Raw genomic sequence first — 18622 nt, forward strand, 5'->3', positions numbered from 1 at the left:
GATGGAGAACCTGCATGCGATGTGTAAGCACCATCATGAGTTGAAGACTCAGGGCGTCATCCGGTTGCAGCGTTTGGGGCGGAATGAGGTGGCGTGGGTGCTGCCGATGGGGCAGACCGCGTCGACGTCTCCGCCGCCGTTGGCGGCGGGGTTGGATCCTCCTGATCCGGGGGTGTTGGTGGCGCGGGCGGAGTGGTTGGATCGGGCGCCGGTGGGGGAGGACTTCGAGGGCCCGGACTTGTTCACCACGGTTCAAGCACCGGAGGAATCTGAGACGTCCGGTGGGCCCGACGTGCCCGGTGAGGTTCCACCCCCGTTCTGACGTCCAGGGCAGGGGTGGGCCCCGACGCCTGAGAACCGCAGAGAAATCAGGCTGGTCCCACACGCGACTGAGCCTCGAGCGCACTTCCGCCGGTGAAGACGTTCGGGACATCCCGCGTGAACGGCGGATAGCCCCACTTCGCCACCGTCGCGAGCACCGTAGAATCGAACCCGTCGCATCTTCTTCTGGCAAGGACCTCCGTGCTTTCTCTCACCCGCCTGAGCCTGCGCAATCGCGCCCTCATCGCACTCGTCACCATCTGCGCGGCCGTCTTCGGCATCATCGGCACCTCGGCGCTCAAGCAGGAGCTGTTCCCGCCAGTCGAACTGCCCCAGGCATTCGTCTCCGCCCAGTACGAAGGTGCGTCCCCGGAAGCCGTTGAACGCGAGGTCACCGCGCCCCTCGAAGAAGCCCTCACCGGCGTCGAAGAAGTCGAGAGCATCCAGTCGACGTCGTCTTCCGGATCCTCCCAGGTCATCGTCGAGACCGACTACGGCACGGACTCCGATGACGTGGTCCGCTCCCTGCAGCGCGCCGTGTCTCAGGTCGAGGCGCAGATGCCGGACGGAGTCGAACCGTCCGTCATGGCCGGCGGCCTCGCCGACTTCCCGATCGTCATGCTCTCCGTGAGCGGGCAGGAAGACGTCAACCAGCTCGCATCCGACCTCGAAGACATCGCGATCCCCGAGCTCAACGACATCGAAGGAGTGCGCAGCGCCACCGTCACCGGCGACAGGCCGCTGCAGGTCAACATCACGGTCCGTGAGGACGACCTCGAGGATGAGGGCGTGAGCGTCGACTCGCTCGCCGGTCTGCTGCAGGCCAACGGCGTCCCCTCCTCGCCCGGCCAGCTCGAGTCCGACGAGGGCGCCGCCCCCGTCGAGATCGGCAGCCGCCTCACCTCAGTCGACCAGATCAGAGACCTCGTCGTCGGCGGCTCGGACGGGCCCGTGCCCGTCAGCGACGTGGCAGACGTCGAACTCGTCGAGGCACCCGCCTCGTCGATCTCGCGCACCAACGGCGACGACTCGCTCATGCTCCAGGTCATGAAGACCCCGGACGGCAATACCGTCGAGGTCTCACACGGAGTGGAGGAGGCCCTCGGCGGCATTCAGGAGACGCTGGGCGACGACGTCGAGTTCGTCACCCTCTTCGACCAAGCCCCCTTCATTGAGCAGTCGATCGAGGACCTCCTCGTCGAAGGCCTTCTGGGTCTGGGCTTCGCCGTCCTCGTCATCCTCGTCTTCCTGCTGAGCGTGCGGGCGACGATCATCACGGCGATCTCGATCCCCGCCTCCCTCCTCATCACCCTCATCGGACTGTGGGTGTCCGGATACACCCTCAACATGTTGACGCTGGCCGCGCTCACGATCAGCATCGGCCGCGTCGTCGACGACTCCATCGTCGTCGTCGAGGCCATCCGCCGACGGCACGCACTGGGCGGTGACAAGGCGGAGAACATCCGTGCTGCAGTCGGTGAGGTCGCCACAGCGATCACCGCCTCCACGCTCGTGACCGTGGCGGTGTTCCTGCCCGTCGCGTTCGTGGGCGGACAGACCGGCGAGCTGTTCCGGCCGTTCGCACTGACGGCGTCCCTCGCCCTGATCGCGTCCCTGTTCGTCGCCCTGACGATCGTGCCCGTCCTCGCCTACTGGTTCCTCTCCCGCCGAGGGAAGGAGGCGAAGCTGACACGCGACCAGAAGCGCGCGTGGAAGGCGGATCGCCGCCAGTTCGTCAAGCAGTGGCGGACGGAGCGCAAGGAGGCTGCGAAGCGTCCGATCGACGCCTCGAACCCGTCCGGACGCCGCTCCACGTCGGAGCTTCCGATCGTCGGCAGCTACGGAGAGACCGAGCACACCGAACCCGTGGCGATCGACGAGATGGCCGCGATGCGCCAGCCCGTCACCCGGCTCCAGAAGACCTACGTGCCCGTCGTCAACTGGACGGTCCGCCACCCTGTCGCCGTCCTCCTCGTCGCGGTGCTCGTCTTCGCGGGAACCCTCGCGATGACGCCCCTGCTGAAGACCGAGCTCATGGGTGACACCGGTGAGCCGGTCGTCCAGATCTCCCAGGAGTTCGAAGCGGGCTCGGACCTCGACGAAGCATCCGAGCAGGCCCGCGAGGTCGAGGAGATCCTCGCCGACACCGACGAGGTCGCCTCGTCGCTCGTGAGCGTCAGCGGCGGCGGCGACGGGTTCTCGATGGGCTCGAGCGGCGGGATCTCCGGCCAGTACATCGTGAACCTGGAGGAGGGAGCAGACGCGGAAGCCGTCGGCTCCGCCCTCCAGTCCGAGATCGAGGAACTCGACGGGGTCGGCACGATCGAGGTGCTCTCCGCAGCCTCCATGGGCGGCAGCTCGACCATCGACGTCCGCCTCACCGGAAACGACACCGGACAGCTGGAGGACGCGGCGACGGAGGTCAGCGATGTGTTGGCCGACGTTGACGGGATCCAGTCCACCACCGACGACACGGTCGCGGTCCAGCCGATCGTCGAGGTCGCGATCGACCACGAGGAAGCCGCAGAGTACGGCCTCACAGAGCAGAGCATCGGCCAGATCGTGTCGCGCGCCATGGGCGGTCAGCAGCTCGGCCAGCTCGTCATCGACGATGTGGGACGCAGTGTTCTGCTCTTCCAGGGCGACATCGAGACCGTCGACGAACTCCGCAGCTTCGAGTTCGAGGCCACTCCGATCTCCAGCGGCGCTGCGGACTCGGGTGGGGGCCAGGCTCCGGGCGCGGGCCAGACCCCCGGTGGGGAGCAGGCTCCCGGTGAAGGGGGAATGCCGGGCATGCCTGAGGGCGCGGCCCCGGCCCCAGCGGCCCCGGAGCCCGAGACGATCGAGCTCAGTGATGTCGCCGACGTGACGGAGGAGACGACCGCGCCGACCATCAGCCGTGTCGACGGCCTGCGCTCGGTCACCGTGTCCGCGACGCCTGAGGGCGACGACCTGGGCACGGTGAGCGCGAACGTGCAGACGGCTATCGACGAGCACACCTTCCCCGACGGCGTCCGCGCGGACATCGGCGGCGCATCGGCAGAGCAGGACGAGGCATTCGCACAGATGGGCCTCGCGATGCTCGTCGCGATCCTGCTGGTGTTCGTCATCATGGTCGCGACGTTCCGATCGCTCATCCAGCCGTTCATCCTGCTGGTGTCGATCCCCTTCGCCGCGACCGGTTCCATCGGTCTGCTGCTGCTCACGGACACCGCGCTGGGCCTCACCGCGCTCATCGGCATGCTCATGCTCATCGGCGTCGTCGTGACCAACGCGATCGTGCTCATCGACCTCATCAATCAGTTCCGTGAGCGCGGCGCGGACCTGCGCACCGCGATCGTGCAGGGTGCGCGTCTCCGCTACCGCCCGATCCTCATGACGGCGGCCGCGACGATCTTCGCCCTCATCCCGATGGCTCTGGGCCTGACGGGCGGCGGGATCTTCGTGTCGAAGTCGCTCGCGATCGTGGTGATCGGCGGCCTGATCTCGTCCACGATCCTGACGCTCATCCTGGTCCCGGTCCTCTACTCCCTGGTCGAGGGCGCCAAGGAGCGTCGCCAGGAGAAGCAGAAGATCCGCGACCTCACCCGCGACCGGGCAGCGACTGCTGCGCCGGCGGACGCGGAGACTTCTGCTCCCGTGGCTGCGGGTGCAGAGACCACCGCTCCCGAGGCCGCGGGCACCGACGACGGCAGCGGAACAGACGCTGGTACCGGCACCGGAACGGGCGGGGTCTCAGATCCGGGCCGTGAAGGCGGAGAGCACTGACCGAGCAGAACCTCACCGGCGCCTCGGCGAGCACCCCGTCCCTCACGAAGAGGCAGGTGGTCGCCGAGGCCCTCGTGGTCGCGGGCCTGAGCCTGGCGCAGTCGGGCGTCTACGCCATCGTCCGGCTGCTCGACCTCCTGTCCCGCGCACCGTTGTCCGAGGCGCAGGCGAACCTCAACACGTCCACGAACGAGCGACCGTGGTTCGACCTCACCTACCAGCTGCTGGGGCTCGGATTCGCGCTCGTCCCCGTCGCGCTGGTGCTCCTGCTGCTGAGCCGCGACCGCGTGCTGAGCGGCGGCGCCAGTATTCCGCCGGTCCTGCGGCGGCTGGGAGTCGCCGGAGGACGTGCAGCCTGGCGGGACCTCGGGCGCGGGAGCCTGCTGTTCCTCGTGATCGGGGTGGGGACGCTCGGCATCTACGCGGCCGGCCGCGGGCTGGGGCTCACCGCTCAGATCAACACGGACAACCTCGCCGACCACTGGTGGACGGTGCCGGTGCTCGTCCTGGCTGCCGTGAAGAACGGGCTCCTCGAGGAAGTGCTCCTCATGGGGTACTTCCGGATCCGCCTGCACGCGCTGGGCTGGTCGCCGTGGACCGTGATCGTCGCCCTCGCGATCCTGCGCGGCAGCTACCACCTGTACCAGGGGGTGGGCCCCTTCATCGGGAACGTCGCGATGGGGCTGATCTTCGGATGGTGCGCGCTCCGCTGGGAGGGCACGCCTGTGTCGCGCCGCAGCGCTCAGAGTGCGCGCGGGTCGGCCCGGGTCCTCGTCTCAGGGTCTGTCACGCGTCGAGGGGCGGACTCCGGCGTGGATTCCTGCACGTCACGCGTCACGGGTCCCGGATCGGCGGTCATGCCGTTCGTGTGGGCGCACGTCATCATCGATGTGGTCGGGTTCCTGGCTCCCGGGATCCTCCACCTGGTCGATCCTCTGGCTTGAGCAGACCTGAGCAGGTGAGTGCGCTGTCATCGGACGGCGTGGCGGCGCTTCCAGCTCACGAAGAAGAGCAGGGCCATGCCGACGAGCAGGAGCCCGGACGACACCCACGTGAGCCCCGCGGTGGCCGTGCCGGACCCCGGTGCGCCCAGAGCCACGGCCTGCAGGACGACGCGCACGAGCGTGAGCACCACGGCCCCGCTCACTGCGACGATGTGCACCGACAGGGCCCGCCCCGCGACGATGTTCCAGGCTGTCAGCAGGAACGCCGCATGCGCGAACATGGTCGCCCCGGATGTCAGGAGCATCACCGCGGAGAACGCAGGACTCGGTGTCATCCCCAGAGCAGACGACAGGAATCCCTGGAGGGTGCTCAGCGCCAACGACAGGACCGGGGCCGCCACGATGACTCCCATGGCGATCAGTCGCCGTCCCATCGGTGCGGTGCGGTAGAGGAGGATCCCTGCGACCATGAGGCCCGTCGTGATGAGGCGCTCGAGCGTGGAGACCAGGCCGACCTGGAGACCCGCGGTCTGCAGGGTCGAGGACGAGGCGGAGTAGAACGCGTCGACGATGAGGACGAACACGAAGGTGAACGCGATCGAGAGCCCCACACCGCTGAAGAACAGGACGCGCGGGGCAACCGTCGCCTCGGTGGCAGACGACCGGGGCGGTGCTGTCATGGACGCGGGGGTGCCGTGCGGGTGCAGGGTCCGCCCCTCAGATCGTGACGAGGCCGTGCGGCGTGGTGAAGGTCACGGACTGGATGCCTGGCGCCCCGTGGGGTGCGACCCAGTCGATGCTGATCTCGGAGATCGGCTTCTTGTCGTCCGTGCCCAGCCAATCGCGGACCCGGTCGCGGTCGCCGGCGATCGACAGCTCCGCGATGGAGACGTCGTTGCGCGGCCCCAGCGCGGCGGGGTGCTGTGCGGCGGGGGAGTCCCAGCGGATGAAGTAGGGCAGCTGCGGATCAGCGATGAGGCCCTTGATGCCGATCTGCTTCCACACGACCTCGTCGTGTCCCGGGGGCGTCCGATTGCCGTCGACCGCAGCGCGCTCCAGCCGAGCCTCCACGGGTGCCAGATCATCGACTCGGATGACCCAGCCCATCCATCCGCCGCCCATCTCGGAGCGTGCGCGGACGGCCTGACCGAACGGAGTGGAGAGGGTGGCAGGGTGCTCGAGAGGTTCGACGACCTCCAGATAGTGGCCGCTCTCCAGCGGGAAGACGAGGTTGCGAGTGCCGAAGCGGGGGTGGACCCCGCCGTTGTATGACTCGATGCCCAGTGCATCGGCGAGGCGCCCGGCGGTGGCCTCGAGACCGTCGGGTTCAGCGGCGAAGGAGACGTGGTCGAGATGCATATGTGCAGAGTGTCACATTAGCCGCGACGTGGGCAGTGAGGTCACCCTAACTCTCACGAGAAGCGCTGGTGACGGCTGTGCCCCGTGCGGATCGGCCCCTCCACCACACACATCGGACCCCTCACGGGCTGACCGGACACGCTGCGGTGAGCGGTGCGATCGGCCCGTGAGAGGTCCGGTGTGAAGACAGGCGGTTCGGCACGGCTCTGAGCACCTTCGCGCTCGTACTGCGTGTTCGAGTGGCGCTCTTACGTGTCCGAGTGACCCTCTTACGCGTCCGAGTGGCCCTCGGCCTTGAAGCGCTCGATCGATTCGGTGACGATGCGCTCGGCCTCATCCTTGCCGGCCCATTCGGAGCCCTTCACGAACTTGCCCTTCTCGAGGTCCTTGTAGCGGGTGAAGAAGTGGGCGATCTCCTCGAGGCGGTACGCGGGGATGTCCTCGACGTCCTGGATGTGGTCGAAGCGGTGATCGCCGCCCAGGACCGCCAGCACCTTGTCATCGCCACCGGCCTCGTCCTCCATCTTGAAGACGCCGATCGGGCGGGCGTCGACCAGGCACCCGGGGAACACAGACTCGTGGAGCAGCACGAGCACGTCCAGCGGATCGCCGTCCTCGCCCAGCGTGTCCTCGAAATACCCGTAGTCCGTGGGGTACTGCATCGACGTGTAGAGGTAGCGGTCCAGCTTCAGCCGACCGGTCTCGTGATCGACCTCGTACTTGTTGCGGGAGCCCGCCGGGATTTCGATGGTGGCGAGAAGTTCCATGTGGTCTCCTTACAGATGACTGACTGTCAGTGGCCCAGCCCGCACCACAGCCGACTGACTGCGGAACGGCGCGCGGCCGTGCGGATGGGAGCGCTCCCCGCGCTCCGGGAAGTCTCACCTAGCATAGTGAGCGAATCCAGTCCCGCGCGCAGGAGGCCGAGTGTCCCACACCACTGATGGCCGTCGACCGCGCGCGGCCGGACGTCGTCGGCCGCGCACCGCGTGGTGGGTGTCGGGCGGCGCCGCGGTGCTGGTGGCGGCGTTCGTCGCGCTGGACGCGGCGGACATCGTGCCGGGGCCGTTCACGACTGCGCCGCAGATCGAGGTGGACGCGCTGCCGAGCCCCGGTGCGATCGATCCCGAAGCAGAGGCCGCCGCAGCACCCCTGCCCGCAGACGCGCCGATCCCGTCCGGTCTCGACGAGATCGTCGAGCCGATCTTCGAGGACGCCGAGCTCTCCGGCCGCTGGAGCTATGACATCCGGGACGCCCTCACCGGCGACGTCCTGCTCGCCCGCGACGAGCAGACCGCCCACACGCCCGCATCGGTGACCAAGGTCCTCACCGGCGCCGCGGCCCTCGGCGCACTCGGCGCGGACAGGCGCTTCACGACCCGTGCCCTGGTGGATGCACCGCCTGCGGAGGCAGTGGCCGGCGCAGATACTGGTGCAGATTCCGGTACTGGAGCAGATCCCGGCGCAGATTCCACCGGTCCGGCGACCGTCCACCTCGTGGGCGGCGGCGATGTCCTGCTCGGGCCCGGCGAGAACGACCCGGACGCCGTCATGGGGCGCGCCGGGCTGACGACGCTGGCCCAGGACACTGCGGCGGCGCTGACGGAATCGGGCATCACGCAGGTGACGGTCTCCGCGGATCTCAGCAGGTACTCGGGTGACGGGTGGCACGCGGGGTGGGAGAGACCGGACATCGAGAGCGGTTACATCACCCCCATCGTCCCGCTCATGCAGGAATCCGGCTACAGCGAGCCGAACGAGCGGTACTCGTCTCGTCACGAGGATGCCGCGGCGGTGGCGACCGACTCGTTCGCCTCGGCGCTGGCCGACGCGGGAGCCGACGCGGGCCTCGAGGTCGTGGTCGCGGAGCCGTCCGCCGCACCGTCCGGTGCGAGCGAGCTCGCAGCCGTCGAATCCGCTCCGGTGTCTCAGCTCGTGGAGTTCATGCTCGTCCACAGCGACAACGTCGTCGCTGAGGTGCTGGGTCGCGAGGTCGCCCTCGCGACCGATCGGGAGGCCTCCGCCGCCGAGGCCCCGTCCGCCGTCATCGACGCCCTCGCTTCCCAGGACCTGGACACCGGCTCGATCGCACTGCAGGACACGTCGGGCCTGGACTACGGGAATCGGATCTCCGCGGGCGACCTCACGACGATAATCGAGGCATCCGCCCAGGCGGAGGGGGACCTGTCGATGCTCGTCCCGGCGATGCCGGTGGCCGCGTTCTCCGGCACGCTCGCACCGCGCTACACGAGCGACGAGACCGAGTCCGGCGCGGGCGTCGTCCACGCGAAGACCGGATCGCTGGCCACCGTGAGCTCGCTGTCCGGGACCGTGGTGACGGCGGACGACCGACTGCTCGTGTTCTCGATGATGGCCGACGAGATGGATCGGGGCACCTCCGACGAGGCCCGCCTCGCCTTCGACACGGCACTCGCACGCATCGCGGAGTGCGGCTGCGGGTGAGCGGGACGTCGGTCTCGCGTGTGCGGTTGCAGTGAACCTGTGTGTCCGTCCGCGGCGCAGTCCGTGCATGGGGCAGGATGGTTGCATGGACGGACACGGCACGGACCAACACAGCTCAGGCGGATCCAGCCCAGACGGATCCGGCCCAGACAGATCCAGCGCGAACATCCTGGACCTCACCCTTCTGGAGCGTTCGGTGCGGGAGCTGGTCCCCGGCGGTCCGCGCCTCCCGCAGAAGGAGACCGCAGAGGTCGTCGACCAGCTGCGGGACGCAGCGGACACGTCGATCGATCTCGTCCTGAACGTCATGCGGCTGGAGGCCGGGGAGGCAGACGCGGTCCGCGCACGGGCCGCCGCCGGCAGTGTCCTGATCGTCGACCGACTGGGCTGGGCGAAGGCGACGGGGCAGTCGCTCACCGCGATGGTGGGCACGGCGTTGCCGGACGACGTCCGCGCCGCGATGGAGGCCGGACGGGTCCCGAACACACTCGAGATGGCGGCAGTCCTCTCCGTCCTCTCGACACGGGTGCTGGGGCAGTTCGATCCCTTCGGCGGCGGGCCGCACCCCGCCGGAGCGGGGCGGCTCCTGCTCGTTGCACCCTCGATCGCGCAGATCGAGGCGACGATGAGCGTCACCCCGCGTGATTTCCGGCTCTGGGTCGCGCTGCACGAATCCACCCACCGCGTCCAGTTCGCCGCAGCGCCCTGGCTCCGCGACCACCTCAGCTCACTGGTCTCCGAGCTGCTGGGCGACGACCCCGCCCTCTCCGGGCTCACCGGCCTGAAGCCGCTCATTCGCAGCATTCCGGAGATCGTGCGCGGTGAGACCCAGCTCGTCGACGTCGTGACAGGACCGGAGAAGAAGGCGGTCCTCGACCAGGTCATGGCACTGATGAGCCTCCTCGAAGGGCACGCGGACGTCGTGATGGACGCCGTCGGCCCGTCGGTGATCCCCGACCTGGCCCGGATCCGGCAGCGCTTCGAAGCACGTCGGGAAGACGGGATCGGGCCCGGCGGCTCCATCGGCCGACTGCTCGGGATGGACTCGAAGCTGCAGCAGTACCGCGAAGGCGCCGTGTTCGTCCGCTCAGTCGTGCGCAGGGTCGGACACGAGGGCCTCGCCGCGGTCTTCACCTCACCCGACATGCTGCCGACCGTCGCAGAGATCGCCCGTCCTGACGACTGGGTCGCACGTGTGCACGGCGCACAGGAGTCTGCCGACCCGGATGAGGCAGCGGACGATGAGGCAGCGGCCGCCCCCGTGGAGGCGGCCTGCCCATGACGGGCCGGCGGCCGCGGCTCGATCCTGCGACCGCTCGGATCCGGAACGCACTGCGCGCTCACTGCAGGCCACAGGACACCACCCCTGTCATCGTCGCCGTGTCCGGCGGTGCCGATTCGCTGGCGCTCGCCGCAGCCGCCGCATTCCTGCACAGGCGGGGTGAGGGGCGCTTCCTCGCGTGCACGGTCGACCACGGGCTGCAGCCGGGATCCGCGCAGGTGGCGGCGCAGGTGGTCGATCGGGTGGAGGCGCTGGGACTGCCGGTCACCAGCGTGACGACGGAGGTCGATCCGCACCACTCCGGCGGACTCGAGGCGGCGGCTCGCAGCGGCCGGTACGCGGCTCTGGCCGCGATCGCGCACAGCGCTCCGCCTCATGGTGCGATCCCGCAGATCCTCACGGGCCACACGCGCGACGATCAGGCGGAGACGGTCCTCCTGGGACTGCTGCGGGGATCGGGCGCGAGGTCCCTGTCCGGGATGGCCCCCCGCACACGGTTCGACACCGCGAACGGGCCGATCAAGATCGGGCGTCCACTGCTCGGCGTGACGCGAGACGAGACCCGGCAGAGCTGCGCGGCGCAGGACCTTGAGGTGTGGGACGACCCGATGAATGACGACACGCGCTTCACCCGGGTGCGCGCCCGCCGGACTCTCGAGTTGCTGCGCGATTCGCTGGGGCAGGACCCGCGCGCCGGGCTCGCGCGCACAGCCGACCTCCTGCGGGAGGACGCCGACCACCTGGACGCCGAGGCCGCGGCCGCCTGGGCAGACCTCCTCACCTCCGCACAGGAGAACGCGTCAGTGCAGGGGAGGGCCCCGCAAGACGGAGACGTCTCACTGCAGGGCAACGTTCCCGTGCACGACGACACAGCTGCTCCGGCCTCGCTGGCGGTCCGGGACCTCGCCGCCTTCGGCCCGGCGGTGACCAGCCGGATCCTGCGCCTCTGGCTGGTGGACCGCGGCGTGGCCGCGGGCGAGCTCACCGCAGACCACGTGCGGGACGTGCGGGAGGTGGCGGCGGCCTCGGGCGCGGTCAAGCGGGAGGCATCCGTTCCGGGAGGCGGCGTGGTGCGCCGGACCGGCGACCGGATCCTCCACGTGGGATCCGGTCGCGAAGATCAGGGCCGGCCCTGAGCCAGCGGTGCTTCGGAGGCTCGGCGATCGAGCAGCATGAGCACGAGGACGAACACCGCGCCCGCCACCATGAAGAGGATGGGGGCGACGACATCGCCCGACGAGAACGGCCCGTCGGCCGGCTTCCAGGGCCACAGCGCCCGCAGGGATCCCGCCATGAGACCGGCCATGAGCACCACGGTGAGGTGCGGGAACTTCTCCAGCGCGGTGAGGAGCCCCTGCACGATGCTCGCCAGCCCGACCACCGCGCCCAGTCCGAAGACGCCGATGTACATGAGGTCCAGATCGCTCACCGCCTGCAGCGTGGGGGCGTAGAGGCCCATCGCCAGCAGGAGGAACGACCCGGAGACGCCCGGGACGACGAGCGCGCAGATCGCGACGGCGGCGGCGAGGAAGACGATGATCATGGACGGCGATTCCTGGTCTCCGTCGGCGACCAGCCCCGTCAGGAGGAACGCCGCGACGAAGCCCGCGAGGAACAGCGCGTAGTGGACGAGGCGCGGTCGGGAGGTCCAGTGCACCATCCGCAGCGGTGCCGCGATGCCCACGACGACGATGCCGAAGAAGAGCCCCAGGGAGCTCAGCGGGAACGATTCGACGAGGTGGTTGATCGGCCCGGCCAGGAGCAGCACGGCCGCGGCCATGCCGACGAGCACGGGGATGATGATGCGCCAGTCGACCTGCCCGAGCTCGCTCCGCGCAGAGCTCCAGCCGCGGCCGCGCACCAGGTGCTTGGCGGCGCCGACCACGTGGCCGGCCGAGCGGATGAGCGCCGTGTAGATGCCGACGATCAGGGCGATCGTCGAACCGGAGACGCCCGGCACGAGTTCGGTGAGGCCGATGAGGAAGCCTCTGCCGAGATCGAGTGGCAGCTGCGCCAGTGAGCGGCGGTCTGTGGGGGTGGTCACACTCGTGTCCTCGTTCGGGGGCGCGGGGTTCGGACCGAACGATAGTCGATGCCGGACACGGGAGTTCACGCCGGACGATCAGCCTCCGCGCCGACCGCTAGAGTGGTTGGCACATACGACGACTGTGCAGGCCGACCCGGCCTGAGTCTCACGACTGCGAACGAGGAGCTACAGGTGGACGAGCAGGACCTTGGCGACGACATCACGACGATCCACGCGACGGAAGCACAGATCCAGCACCGCCTGACGGAGATGGCGGCGGAGATCGATCGTGATTACAAGGACCGTGAGCTGCTCCTCGTGGGTGTGCTCAAGGGCGCCGTCATGGTGATGGCGGACCTCGCACGCGCGCTGCACTCACCCGTGCGGATGGACTGGATGGCCGTCTCCTCGTACGGCTCCGGCACGAAGTCATCCGGCGTGGTGCGCATCCTCAAGGACCTCGACACGGACCTCAAGGACCAGCACGTCCTCATCGTCGAGGACATCATCGACTCCGGTCTCACACTGTCGTGGCTGCTCACCAACCTGAAGTCGCGCGGTGCCGCATCGGTGGAGATCTGCACGATGCTGCGCAAGCCGGAAGCTGCCAAGGTCGACATCGACGTGAAGTACGTGGGCTTCGACGTGCCCAACGAGTTCGTGATCGGATACGGCCTCGACTTCGCGGAGAAGTACCGCAACGTCCCGTTCGTCGCGACGCTGGCCCCGCACGTGTACAGCTGACGCAGTCTCCCTGCAGACGGAGGCGGTACCCTGACCGGGCCGCATCCGCCGCCTGGCCGCCGTAGACGCTCCTGAGAGGACCCATGGCAGAAACCCCCGATCGCAGCACCCCCGTCAAGAAGGCCCGCCGAGGTCCCTTCATCTGGGTGCTGCTGGTCCTCGCCTTCATCACCGTCGGCCTCCTGCTGTCAGGCGGCACGGGCTTCCAGCGCGTGGACACCGAACAGGGCCTCACGCTCCTCGACGAGGGGAAGGTCGAGCAGGCGAAGATCGTCGACAACGATCAGCGGGTCGACCTGGTGCTCGCCGACGAATACGAGTTCGCGGGCAAGGACTACGGCAACAAGGTCCAGTTCTTCTACATCGAGCCGCGCGGCGAAGAGATCATCGAGGCCGTGACGAGCGCGGCCCCCGACGGCGGATACACCGACGAGGTGCCGCAGCAGTCGTGGATCAGCACACTGCTGCTGAACCTCCTGCCGTTCGTCATCATCTTCATCGTCTTCTGGTTCCTCCTGTCGCAGCTGGGAGGCGGCGGCAGCCGCTTCATGAACTTCGGCAAGTCGAAGGCGAAGCTGGTCAACAAGGAGAACCCGGACGTCACGTTCGAGAACGTCGCGGGTGTCGACGAGGCCCTCGAAGAGCTCGAGGAGATCAAGGAGTTCCTCGCGGAGCCGGACAAGTTCCAGGCCGTGGGGGCGAAGATCCCCAAGGGCGTGCTCCTCTACGGACCGCCCGGCACGGGCAAGACCCTGCTGGCCCGCGCAGTCGCCGGCGAGGCCGGGGTGCCGTTCTACTCGATCTCCGGTTCGGACTTCGTCGAGATGTACGTGGGCGTCGGCGCATCGCGCGTCCGCGACCTGTTCACGCAGGCGAAGGAGAACTCGCCCTGCATCATCTTCGTCGACGAGATCGACGCGGTCGGCCGTCAGCGCGGCGCCGGCATGGGCGGCGGGAACGACGAGCGCGAGCAGACGCTCAACCAGATGCTCGTCGAGATGGACGGGTTCGAAGCCTCGACCAACGTCATCCTCATCGCCGCGACGAACCGCCCGGACGTCCTCGACCCGGCCCTGCTCCGCCCGGGACGCTTCGACCGCCAGATCCAGGTCGAGGCCCCGGACATGAAGGGCCGCAAGCAGATCCTCGGCGTCCACGCGAAGGACAAGCCCCTGGCCCCCGACGTCGATCTGGGCATGGTCGCGAAGCGCACCCCCGGCTTCAGCGGTGCCGACCTCGCGAACGTCCTCAACGAAGCCGCACTGCTCACGGCGCGCGAGAAGAAGTCCGTCATCGACAACACGATCGTCGACGAGGCGATCGACCGCGTGATCGCCGGACCGCAGAAGCGCACCCGCCTCATGAATGACAAGGAGCGTCGCGTCACCGCCTACCACGAGGGCGGACACGCACTCGTCGCCGCCGCGATGAACGACACGGACCCCGTCACGAAGGTGACGATCCTGCCGCGCGGACGGGCGCTGGGCTACACGATGGTGATGCCCAGCGAGGACAAGTACTCGACGACCCGCAACGAGCTGCTCGACCAGCTGGCATATGCGATGGGCGGCCGCGTCGCGGAGGAGATCGTCTTCCACGACCCGACCACCGGTGCGGCGAACGACATCGAGAAGGCCACGGACATCGCCCGCAAGATGGTGACCGAGTACGGCATGAGCGATCGTGCCGGCATGGTGAAGCTGGGCGACGGATCGTCGGAGCCGTTCGCGGGACGCAGCATGGGGGGTTCGGACAAGTCGTTCTCAGACGCCACCCTCGCGACGATCGATGCCGAGGTGCGCGCACTCGTCGACGCGGCCCATGCGGACGCGTACTGGGCGCTCAACGAGAACCGCGACGTCCTCGACCGCCTCGCATACGACCTGCTCGAGAAGGAGACGCTCGACGAGCACCAGCTCGCAGAGCTCTTCCATGACGTCGTGAAGCGGGACCGCCGCACCGTCTGGCTCGCCAGCCGCGACCGCCCGGTCTCCGACCGTCCCCCGATCGACCCGCCCGCACCCCGCGTGGAGAACGGCGATGGGGATGGAGACGGTGGAGACGCCGGAGGAGCCGGGCCGACTGGACAGATCGGACCGATCGGAGAGGTCGGAGAGGTCGGGCCGACTGGAGACACCGGGCCCGCGGGAGGCGCTGTACCGGGTGGAGAGACGGGCCCGACCGGATTCCCGGGTGCAGACGGACAGGAGCCCCCGCGATGACCGTGGATCATGCACGCATCGAGGCCGCAGTCCGGGAGATCCTCCTGGCCGTGGGCGAGGATCCCGACCGTGACGGGCTCGTCGACACCCCGGCCCGTGTCGCGCGGGCCTACGAGGAGTCCTTCGCAGGGCTCTCCCAGGACGCCGCGGACATCCTGGGAGTCCAGTTCGACATCGGGTTCGACGAGATGGTCCTCGTGCGGGACATCGCTCTGTACTCGACGTGCGAGCATCACCTGGTGCCGTTCCACGGAGCGGCGCACATCGGCTACATCCCCGGCCCCGAGGGTCGGGTGACGGGCCTGTCGAAGCTCGCACGCCTCGTCGAAGTCTTCGCGCGCCGTCCCCAGGTGCAGGAGCGACTCACCACGCAGATCGCGGACGCGCTCGTCACTCACCTGCAGCCGCGCGGCGCGATCGTCGTCGTCGAGGCGGAGCACCTGTGCATGTCGATGCGCGGCGTGAAGAAGCCGGGCTCCTCGACGATCACGTCGGCGGTGCGCGGCCAGCTGCGCAATGCAGCATCCCGTTCCGAGGCGATGAGCCTCATCCTCAGGAGGTGACGGTCGTGGACCTGACGCGCACGCAGATCATGGGGGTCCTCAACATCACCCCGGACTCCTTCTCCGATGGCGGTCGCTGGTTCACGCACGCGGACGCAGTCGCCCATGGCATCGAGCTGCTGGACGGGGGCGCGGACATCATCGACGTGGGCGGGGAATCGACCCGACCCGGATCGGCGCGCGTCTCCGAGGAGGAGGAGCTCGCCCGCGTCCTGCCCGTCATCCGCGAACTGGCCCGTGACGGCGCCGTCATCAGCGTGGACACGATGCGGGAATCAGTGGCGCGCGCCTCGCTGGACGCAGGCGCCGCCATCATCAACGACGTGTCAGCCGGGCAGAGCGAGCCCGGAATGCTCCGCCTGGCCGCGGAATCCGGTGCACCCCTCGTCCTCATGCACTGGCGCGGCCTGCTGTCCGACACCGCTGCCCCGGTGCACTACGACGACACCGTCCGCGAGGTCGCCGACGAACTCACAGCCCGGATCGAGGCCGCCGAGGCCGCCGGCGTGTCCCGCGACGCCCTCATCCTGGATCCGGGGCTGGGGTTCTCGAAGAACGCCCAGCACAACTGGGACCTGCTCGCCCGCCTCGACGTGTTCGTCGACATGGGCCTGCCGCTGCTCGTCGCCGCGTCCCGCAAACGGTTCCTCGCGTCGCTGGCCTCACCCGAGGACCCGGCATCGGCCTCGCAGGAGGACCGCGATGCGGGCACCGCCGCGATCACCGTGATGGCCGCCCAGGCAGGTGCCTGGGCGGTGCGGGTCCACGAACCGCGCGCCTCGCGCATCGCAGCCGATGCTGTTGCGGCCGTCAACGCAGCGAGCAGCCCGAGTAGCTGACATGGAGGACCTGACGTGACCGATGAGATCCGCCTGACCGGCCTCACCATCCGCGGCTTCCACGGCGTCTTCGACTTCGAGAAGCGAGACGGCCAGGACTTCGTCGTCGACGTGGTCCTGCGGGGCGACCTGTCGCTTCCCGCCGCGACCGACGACCTCGCCGACACCATCGACTACGGGACACTCGCCGACGACCTCGCGGGGATCGTCGCGGGGGAGCCCTACGACCTCATCGAGGCACTGGCCGGGGCGCTGGCGGACCGATGCCTCGCATCCTGCGCGGAGGTGGAGGTGACGGTCCGCAAGCCGCAGGCGCCGATCGCCCACGCGTTCACCGATGTCGCCGTCACCGTGCGGCGAACACGGGCGCATACCCGAACGCGGGCAGCGACACAGGCACCGGCACAGATTCCGGCCGGCGGGATGCTGTCCCCGCGCTGGCGCGCGGTCATCGCGCTCGGGGCGAACCTGGGGGATGCACTCGCGACCCTGCAGGACGCGGCGCATGCCCTGGATCTCCACCCGCGCATCGACGTGGTCGCCGGATCCCCCGTGTATGTGACGGTCCCCGTCGGCGGCATCGACCAGCCGGACTTCCACAACGCCGCGGTCATCGTCGACACGACTCTGCCGCCCCACCAGCTGCTCGCCGTCTGCCAGGGGATCGAAGTGGGTGCCGGGCGGACCCGTGAGGTGCGATGGGGCCCGCGGACGCTCGACCTGGATGTCGTGCACGTGCGCACGAGCCTCGACGCAGGGAATGTGCCGGGAACCGAGGCCGGGGATGTGCCGGGAACCGAAGCAGAGGACATGCCGGGACCCGATCCGTCGGCTGCCGAGGTGCGTCTCGACGACCACGTGCTGACCCTCCCGCATCCGCGCGCGGGGGAGCGGGCATTCGTGCTCGCTCCGTGGGCCGATCTCCAGGCGGACGCGCTCGTCGACACACCGCGCGGACCCGAGCCGATCGCGACCGCGCTCGCGCTCTCAGAGGACGCGGAGGGAGTGCGGCGCACCGACGCGGTCGTCTGGACCGCAGACCACGGGGGCCCGGCCTCGGCGAGTGAGGGTGACGGAGGATGAACCGCACCAGGCCCACGCAGCTCCTCCTCTGGGGGGTCGTGGGACTCGTCGCGTCCATCGCGTTCCACACGCTGTGGGAGCGCGGCGGGAATGCACTGCCGCTGGTGCCGTGGCCCGCGATCGTCGGGATGCTCGTCCTGTCCGGGGTCCTGCTCGCGCTGGGATGGCCGGTGCGCGCCTGGCGCGACGGGGACAGGACGACGGAGATCGACCTGGTGAAGGCGGCGCGGATCGCGATGCTCGCGAAGGCCGCGGCCCTGGCGGGTGCGGTGCTCACCGCCTGGTACCTTGGTGGCGCCCTCTACCTCTTCGCCTCCGCGTTCGGCCTGCGCGCGGAAGCGGGCCTGGGCATGCTCGCCGCTGCGATCTCCGCAGCGATCCTCATGGCCGTCGGACTGATCGTGGAGTCCTTCTGCTCGCTGCCGCCCGACGACCCACGAGCCTCGGACGGTCCCGGGGACGGACGACGTGAACGACGTGACCCACCGGAGGCTCCCGCATGAGACAGCTCAACCCCGTCAGCCCGAAGTTCATCGGCGTCCAGCTCATCGGATCCGCGATCGTGTGGGCGATCTTCGTCGTCATCCTCCTCGTCGCCGCGGTCTGCGGACTGATCTTCGACATCACCTGGCTCATGGTCCTGGGCTTCGCCCTCGCGGCCGGATGCATCATCCTCGCGGTCATCGAGGCGATCATCGTCGTGCGTCAGGTGAAGGCCCTGGGCTACCTCGAGCGCGAGCACGATCTCCTGGTCCAGCGCGGCATCATGTTCCGGTCGACCACGGTCGTCCCCTACGGACGGCTGCAGTACGTCGAGGTCTCCGCCGGTCCGCTGCTGCGCATGGCGGGACTCGCGACGATCACACTCCACACCGCGTCAGCGGCGACCGACGCATCCCTGCCGGGCCTGCCGCGGCCGGAGGCAGAGGCGCTCCGGGATTCCATCGCGTCGCGCGGCGGCGCCCGTCTGGCGGGACTGTGACCGCGCCGCAGGGGCCCGGGCGGTTT

At 69.2% G+C, this 18622-nt stretch carries 16 protein-coding genes and 1 pseudogene; 13 read left to right on the plus strand and 4 right to left on the minus strand.

Translation table 11 applies throughout. The features are described 5' to 3' along the window. From FM105_RS14800 to FM105_RS08930, 3 genes and pseudogenes are all read left to right on the plus strand, one after another. Positions 1 to 322: pseudogene (locus FM105_RS14800) on the plus strand (HNH endonuclease signature motif containing protein); the annotation flags it as partial. A 200-nt stretch (positions 323 to 522) separates the two neighbouring features. After that, positions 523 to 4089, plus strand: coding sequence for an efflux RND transporter permease subunit (locus FM105_RS08925; protein ID WP_087007444.1), 3567 nt, complete (start codon positions 523 to 525; stop codon positions 4087 to 4089). Between the two features lie 56 nt (positions 4090 to 4145). Beyond that, a complete protein-coding gene (locus tag FM105_RS08930; RefSeq protein WP_256970315.1) occupies positions 4146 to 5033 on the plus strand; it encodes a CPBP family intramembrane glutamic endopeptidase in 888 nt (295 codons plus the stop codon). Between the two features lie 26 nt (positions 5034 to 5059). Here the strand turns inward: FM105_RS08930 and FM105_RS08935 are convergent, their stop codons facing one another. The 3 genes from FM105_RS08935 to FM105_RS08945 all read right to left on the minus strand — a co-directional run bounded on the left by FM105_RS08935 (position 5060) and on the right by FM105_RS08945 (position 7159). Next, positions 5060 to 5713 carry a hypothetical protein gene (locus FM105_RS08935; protein WP_087007448.1) on the minus strand — a complete coding sequence of 218 codons (654 nt, stop codon included), beginning with the start codon at positions 5711 to 5713 and terminating at the stop codon, positions 5060 to 5062. Positions 5714 to 5750: 37 nt separating this feature from the next. Then, on the minus strand, positions 5751 to 6392 hold the full coding sequence (locus tag FM105_RS08940; RefSeq protein ID WP_087007450.1) for a VOC family protein: 642 nt from the start codon (positions 6390 to 6392) through the stop codon (positions 5751 to 5753). Between the two features lie 269 nt (positions 6393 to 6661). Further along, positions 6662 to 7159: an inorganic diphosphatase gene (locus FM105_RS08945; RefSeq protein ID WP_087007452.1), complete on the minus strand. Its 498-nt coding sequence runs from the start codon at positions 7157 to 7159 to the stop codon at positions 6662 to 6664. 160 nt (positions 7160 to 7319) lie between these two features. On the opposite strand from FM105_RS08945, the gene dacB reads away from it, so the two are divergent. From dacB to tilS, 3 genes are all read left to right on the plus strand, one after another. Further along, positions 7320 to 8855, plus strand: a complete 1536-nt coding sequence (dacB, locus tag FM105_RS08950) for a D-alanyl-D-alanine carboxypeptidase/D-alanyl-D-alanine endopeptidase (protein ID WP_256970316.1) — start codon at positions 7320 to 7322, stop codon at positions 8853 to 8855. 85 nt (positions 8856 to 8940) lie between these two features. Next, on the plus strand, positions 8941 to 10137 hold the full coding sequence (locus FM105_RS08955) for a zinc-dependent metalloprotease (RefSeq protein WP_179207133.1): 1197 nt from the start codon (positions 8941 to 8943) through the stop codon (positions 10135 to 10137). Beyond that, positions 10134 to 11273, plus strand: a complete 1140-nt coding sequence (gene tilS, locus FM105_RS08960; protein ID WP_087007456.1) for a tRNA lysidine(34) synthetase TilS — start codon at positions 10134 to 10136, stop codon at positions 11271 to 11273. The genes FM105_RS08955 and tilS overlap by 4 nt, the downstream gene beginning before the upstream one ends. Here the strand turns inward: tilS and FM105_RS08965 are convergent. Next, on the minus strand, positions 11258 to 12181 hold the full coding sequence (locus tag FM105_RS08965) for a DUF368 domain-containing protein (RefSeq protein WP_087007458.1): 924 nt from the start codon (positions 12179 to 12181) through the stop codon (positions 11258 to 11260). The genes tilS and FM105_RS08965 overlap by 16 nt on opposite strands. Positions 12182 to 12355: 174 nt before the next feature. On the opposite strand from FM105_RS08965, the gene hpt reads away from it, so the two are divergent. The 7 genes from hpt to FM105_RS09000 all read left to right on the plus strand — a co-directional run bounded on the left by hpt (position 12356) and on the right by FM105_RS09000 (position 18596). Beyond that, positions 12356 to 12907, plus strand: coding sequence for a hypoxanthine phosphoribosyltransferase (gene hpt / locus FM105_RS08970; RefSeq protein WP_087007460.1), 552 nt, complete (start codon positions 12356 to 12358; stop codon positions 12905 to 12907). Between the two features lie 83 nt (positions 12908 to 12990). After that, positions 12991 to 15129: an ATP-dependent zinc metalloprotease FtsH gene (ftsH, locus tag FM105_RS08975; protein WP_087007462.1), complete on the plus strand. Its 2139-nt coding sequence runs from the start codon at positions 12991 to 12993 to the stop codon at positions 15127 to 15129. Beyond that, positions 15126 to 15692: a GTP cyclohydrolase I FolE gene (folE, locus tag FM105_RS08980; protein WP_087007464.1), complete on the plus strand. Its 567-nt coding sequence runs from the start codon at positions 15126 to 15128 to the stop codon at positions 15690 to 15692. The genes ftsH and folE overlap by 4 nt, the downstream gene beginning before the upstream one ends. 5 nt (positions 15693 to 15697) lie before the next feature. After that, positions 15698 to 16531, plus strand: coding sequence for a dihydropteroate synthase (folP, locus tag FM105_RS08985; protein WP_306298577.1), 834 nt, complete (start codon positions 15698 to 15700; stop codon positions 16529 to 16531). 15 nt (positions 16532 to 16546) lie between these two features. Next, a complete protein-coding gene (gene folK / locus FM105_RS08990) occupies positions 16547 to 17614 on the plus strand; it encodes a 2-amino-4-hydroxy-6-hydroxymethyldihydropteridine diphosphokinase (protein WP_087007466.1) in 1068 nt (355 codons plus the stop codon). Then, positions 17611 to 18117, plus strand: coding sequence for a DUF3180 domain-containing protein (locus FM105_RS08995; protein ID WP_087007468.1), 507 nt, complete (start codon positions 17611 to 17613; stop codon positions 18115 to 18117). The genes folK and FM105_RS08995 overlap by 4 nt, the downstream gene beginning before the upstream one ends. Next, a complete protein-coding gene (locus tag FM105_RS09000) occupies positions 18114 to 18596 on the plus strand; it encodes a PH domain-containing protein (protein ID WP_087007469.1) in 483 nt (160 codons plus the stop codon). The genes FM105_RS08995 and FM105_RS09000 overlap by 4 nt, the downstream gene beginning before the upstream one ends. The last annotated feature ends 26 nt before the right edge of the window (positions 18597 to 18622 follow it).

This window comes from Brevibacterium yomogidense, assembly GCF_900163715.1.
Taxonomy (GTDB): Bacteria; Actinomycetota; Actinomycetes; order Actinomycetales; family Brevibacteriaceae; genus Brevibacterium; species Brevibacterium yomogidense_A.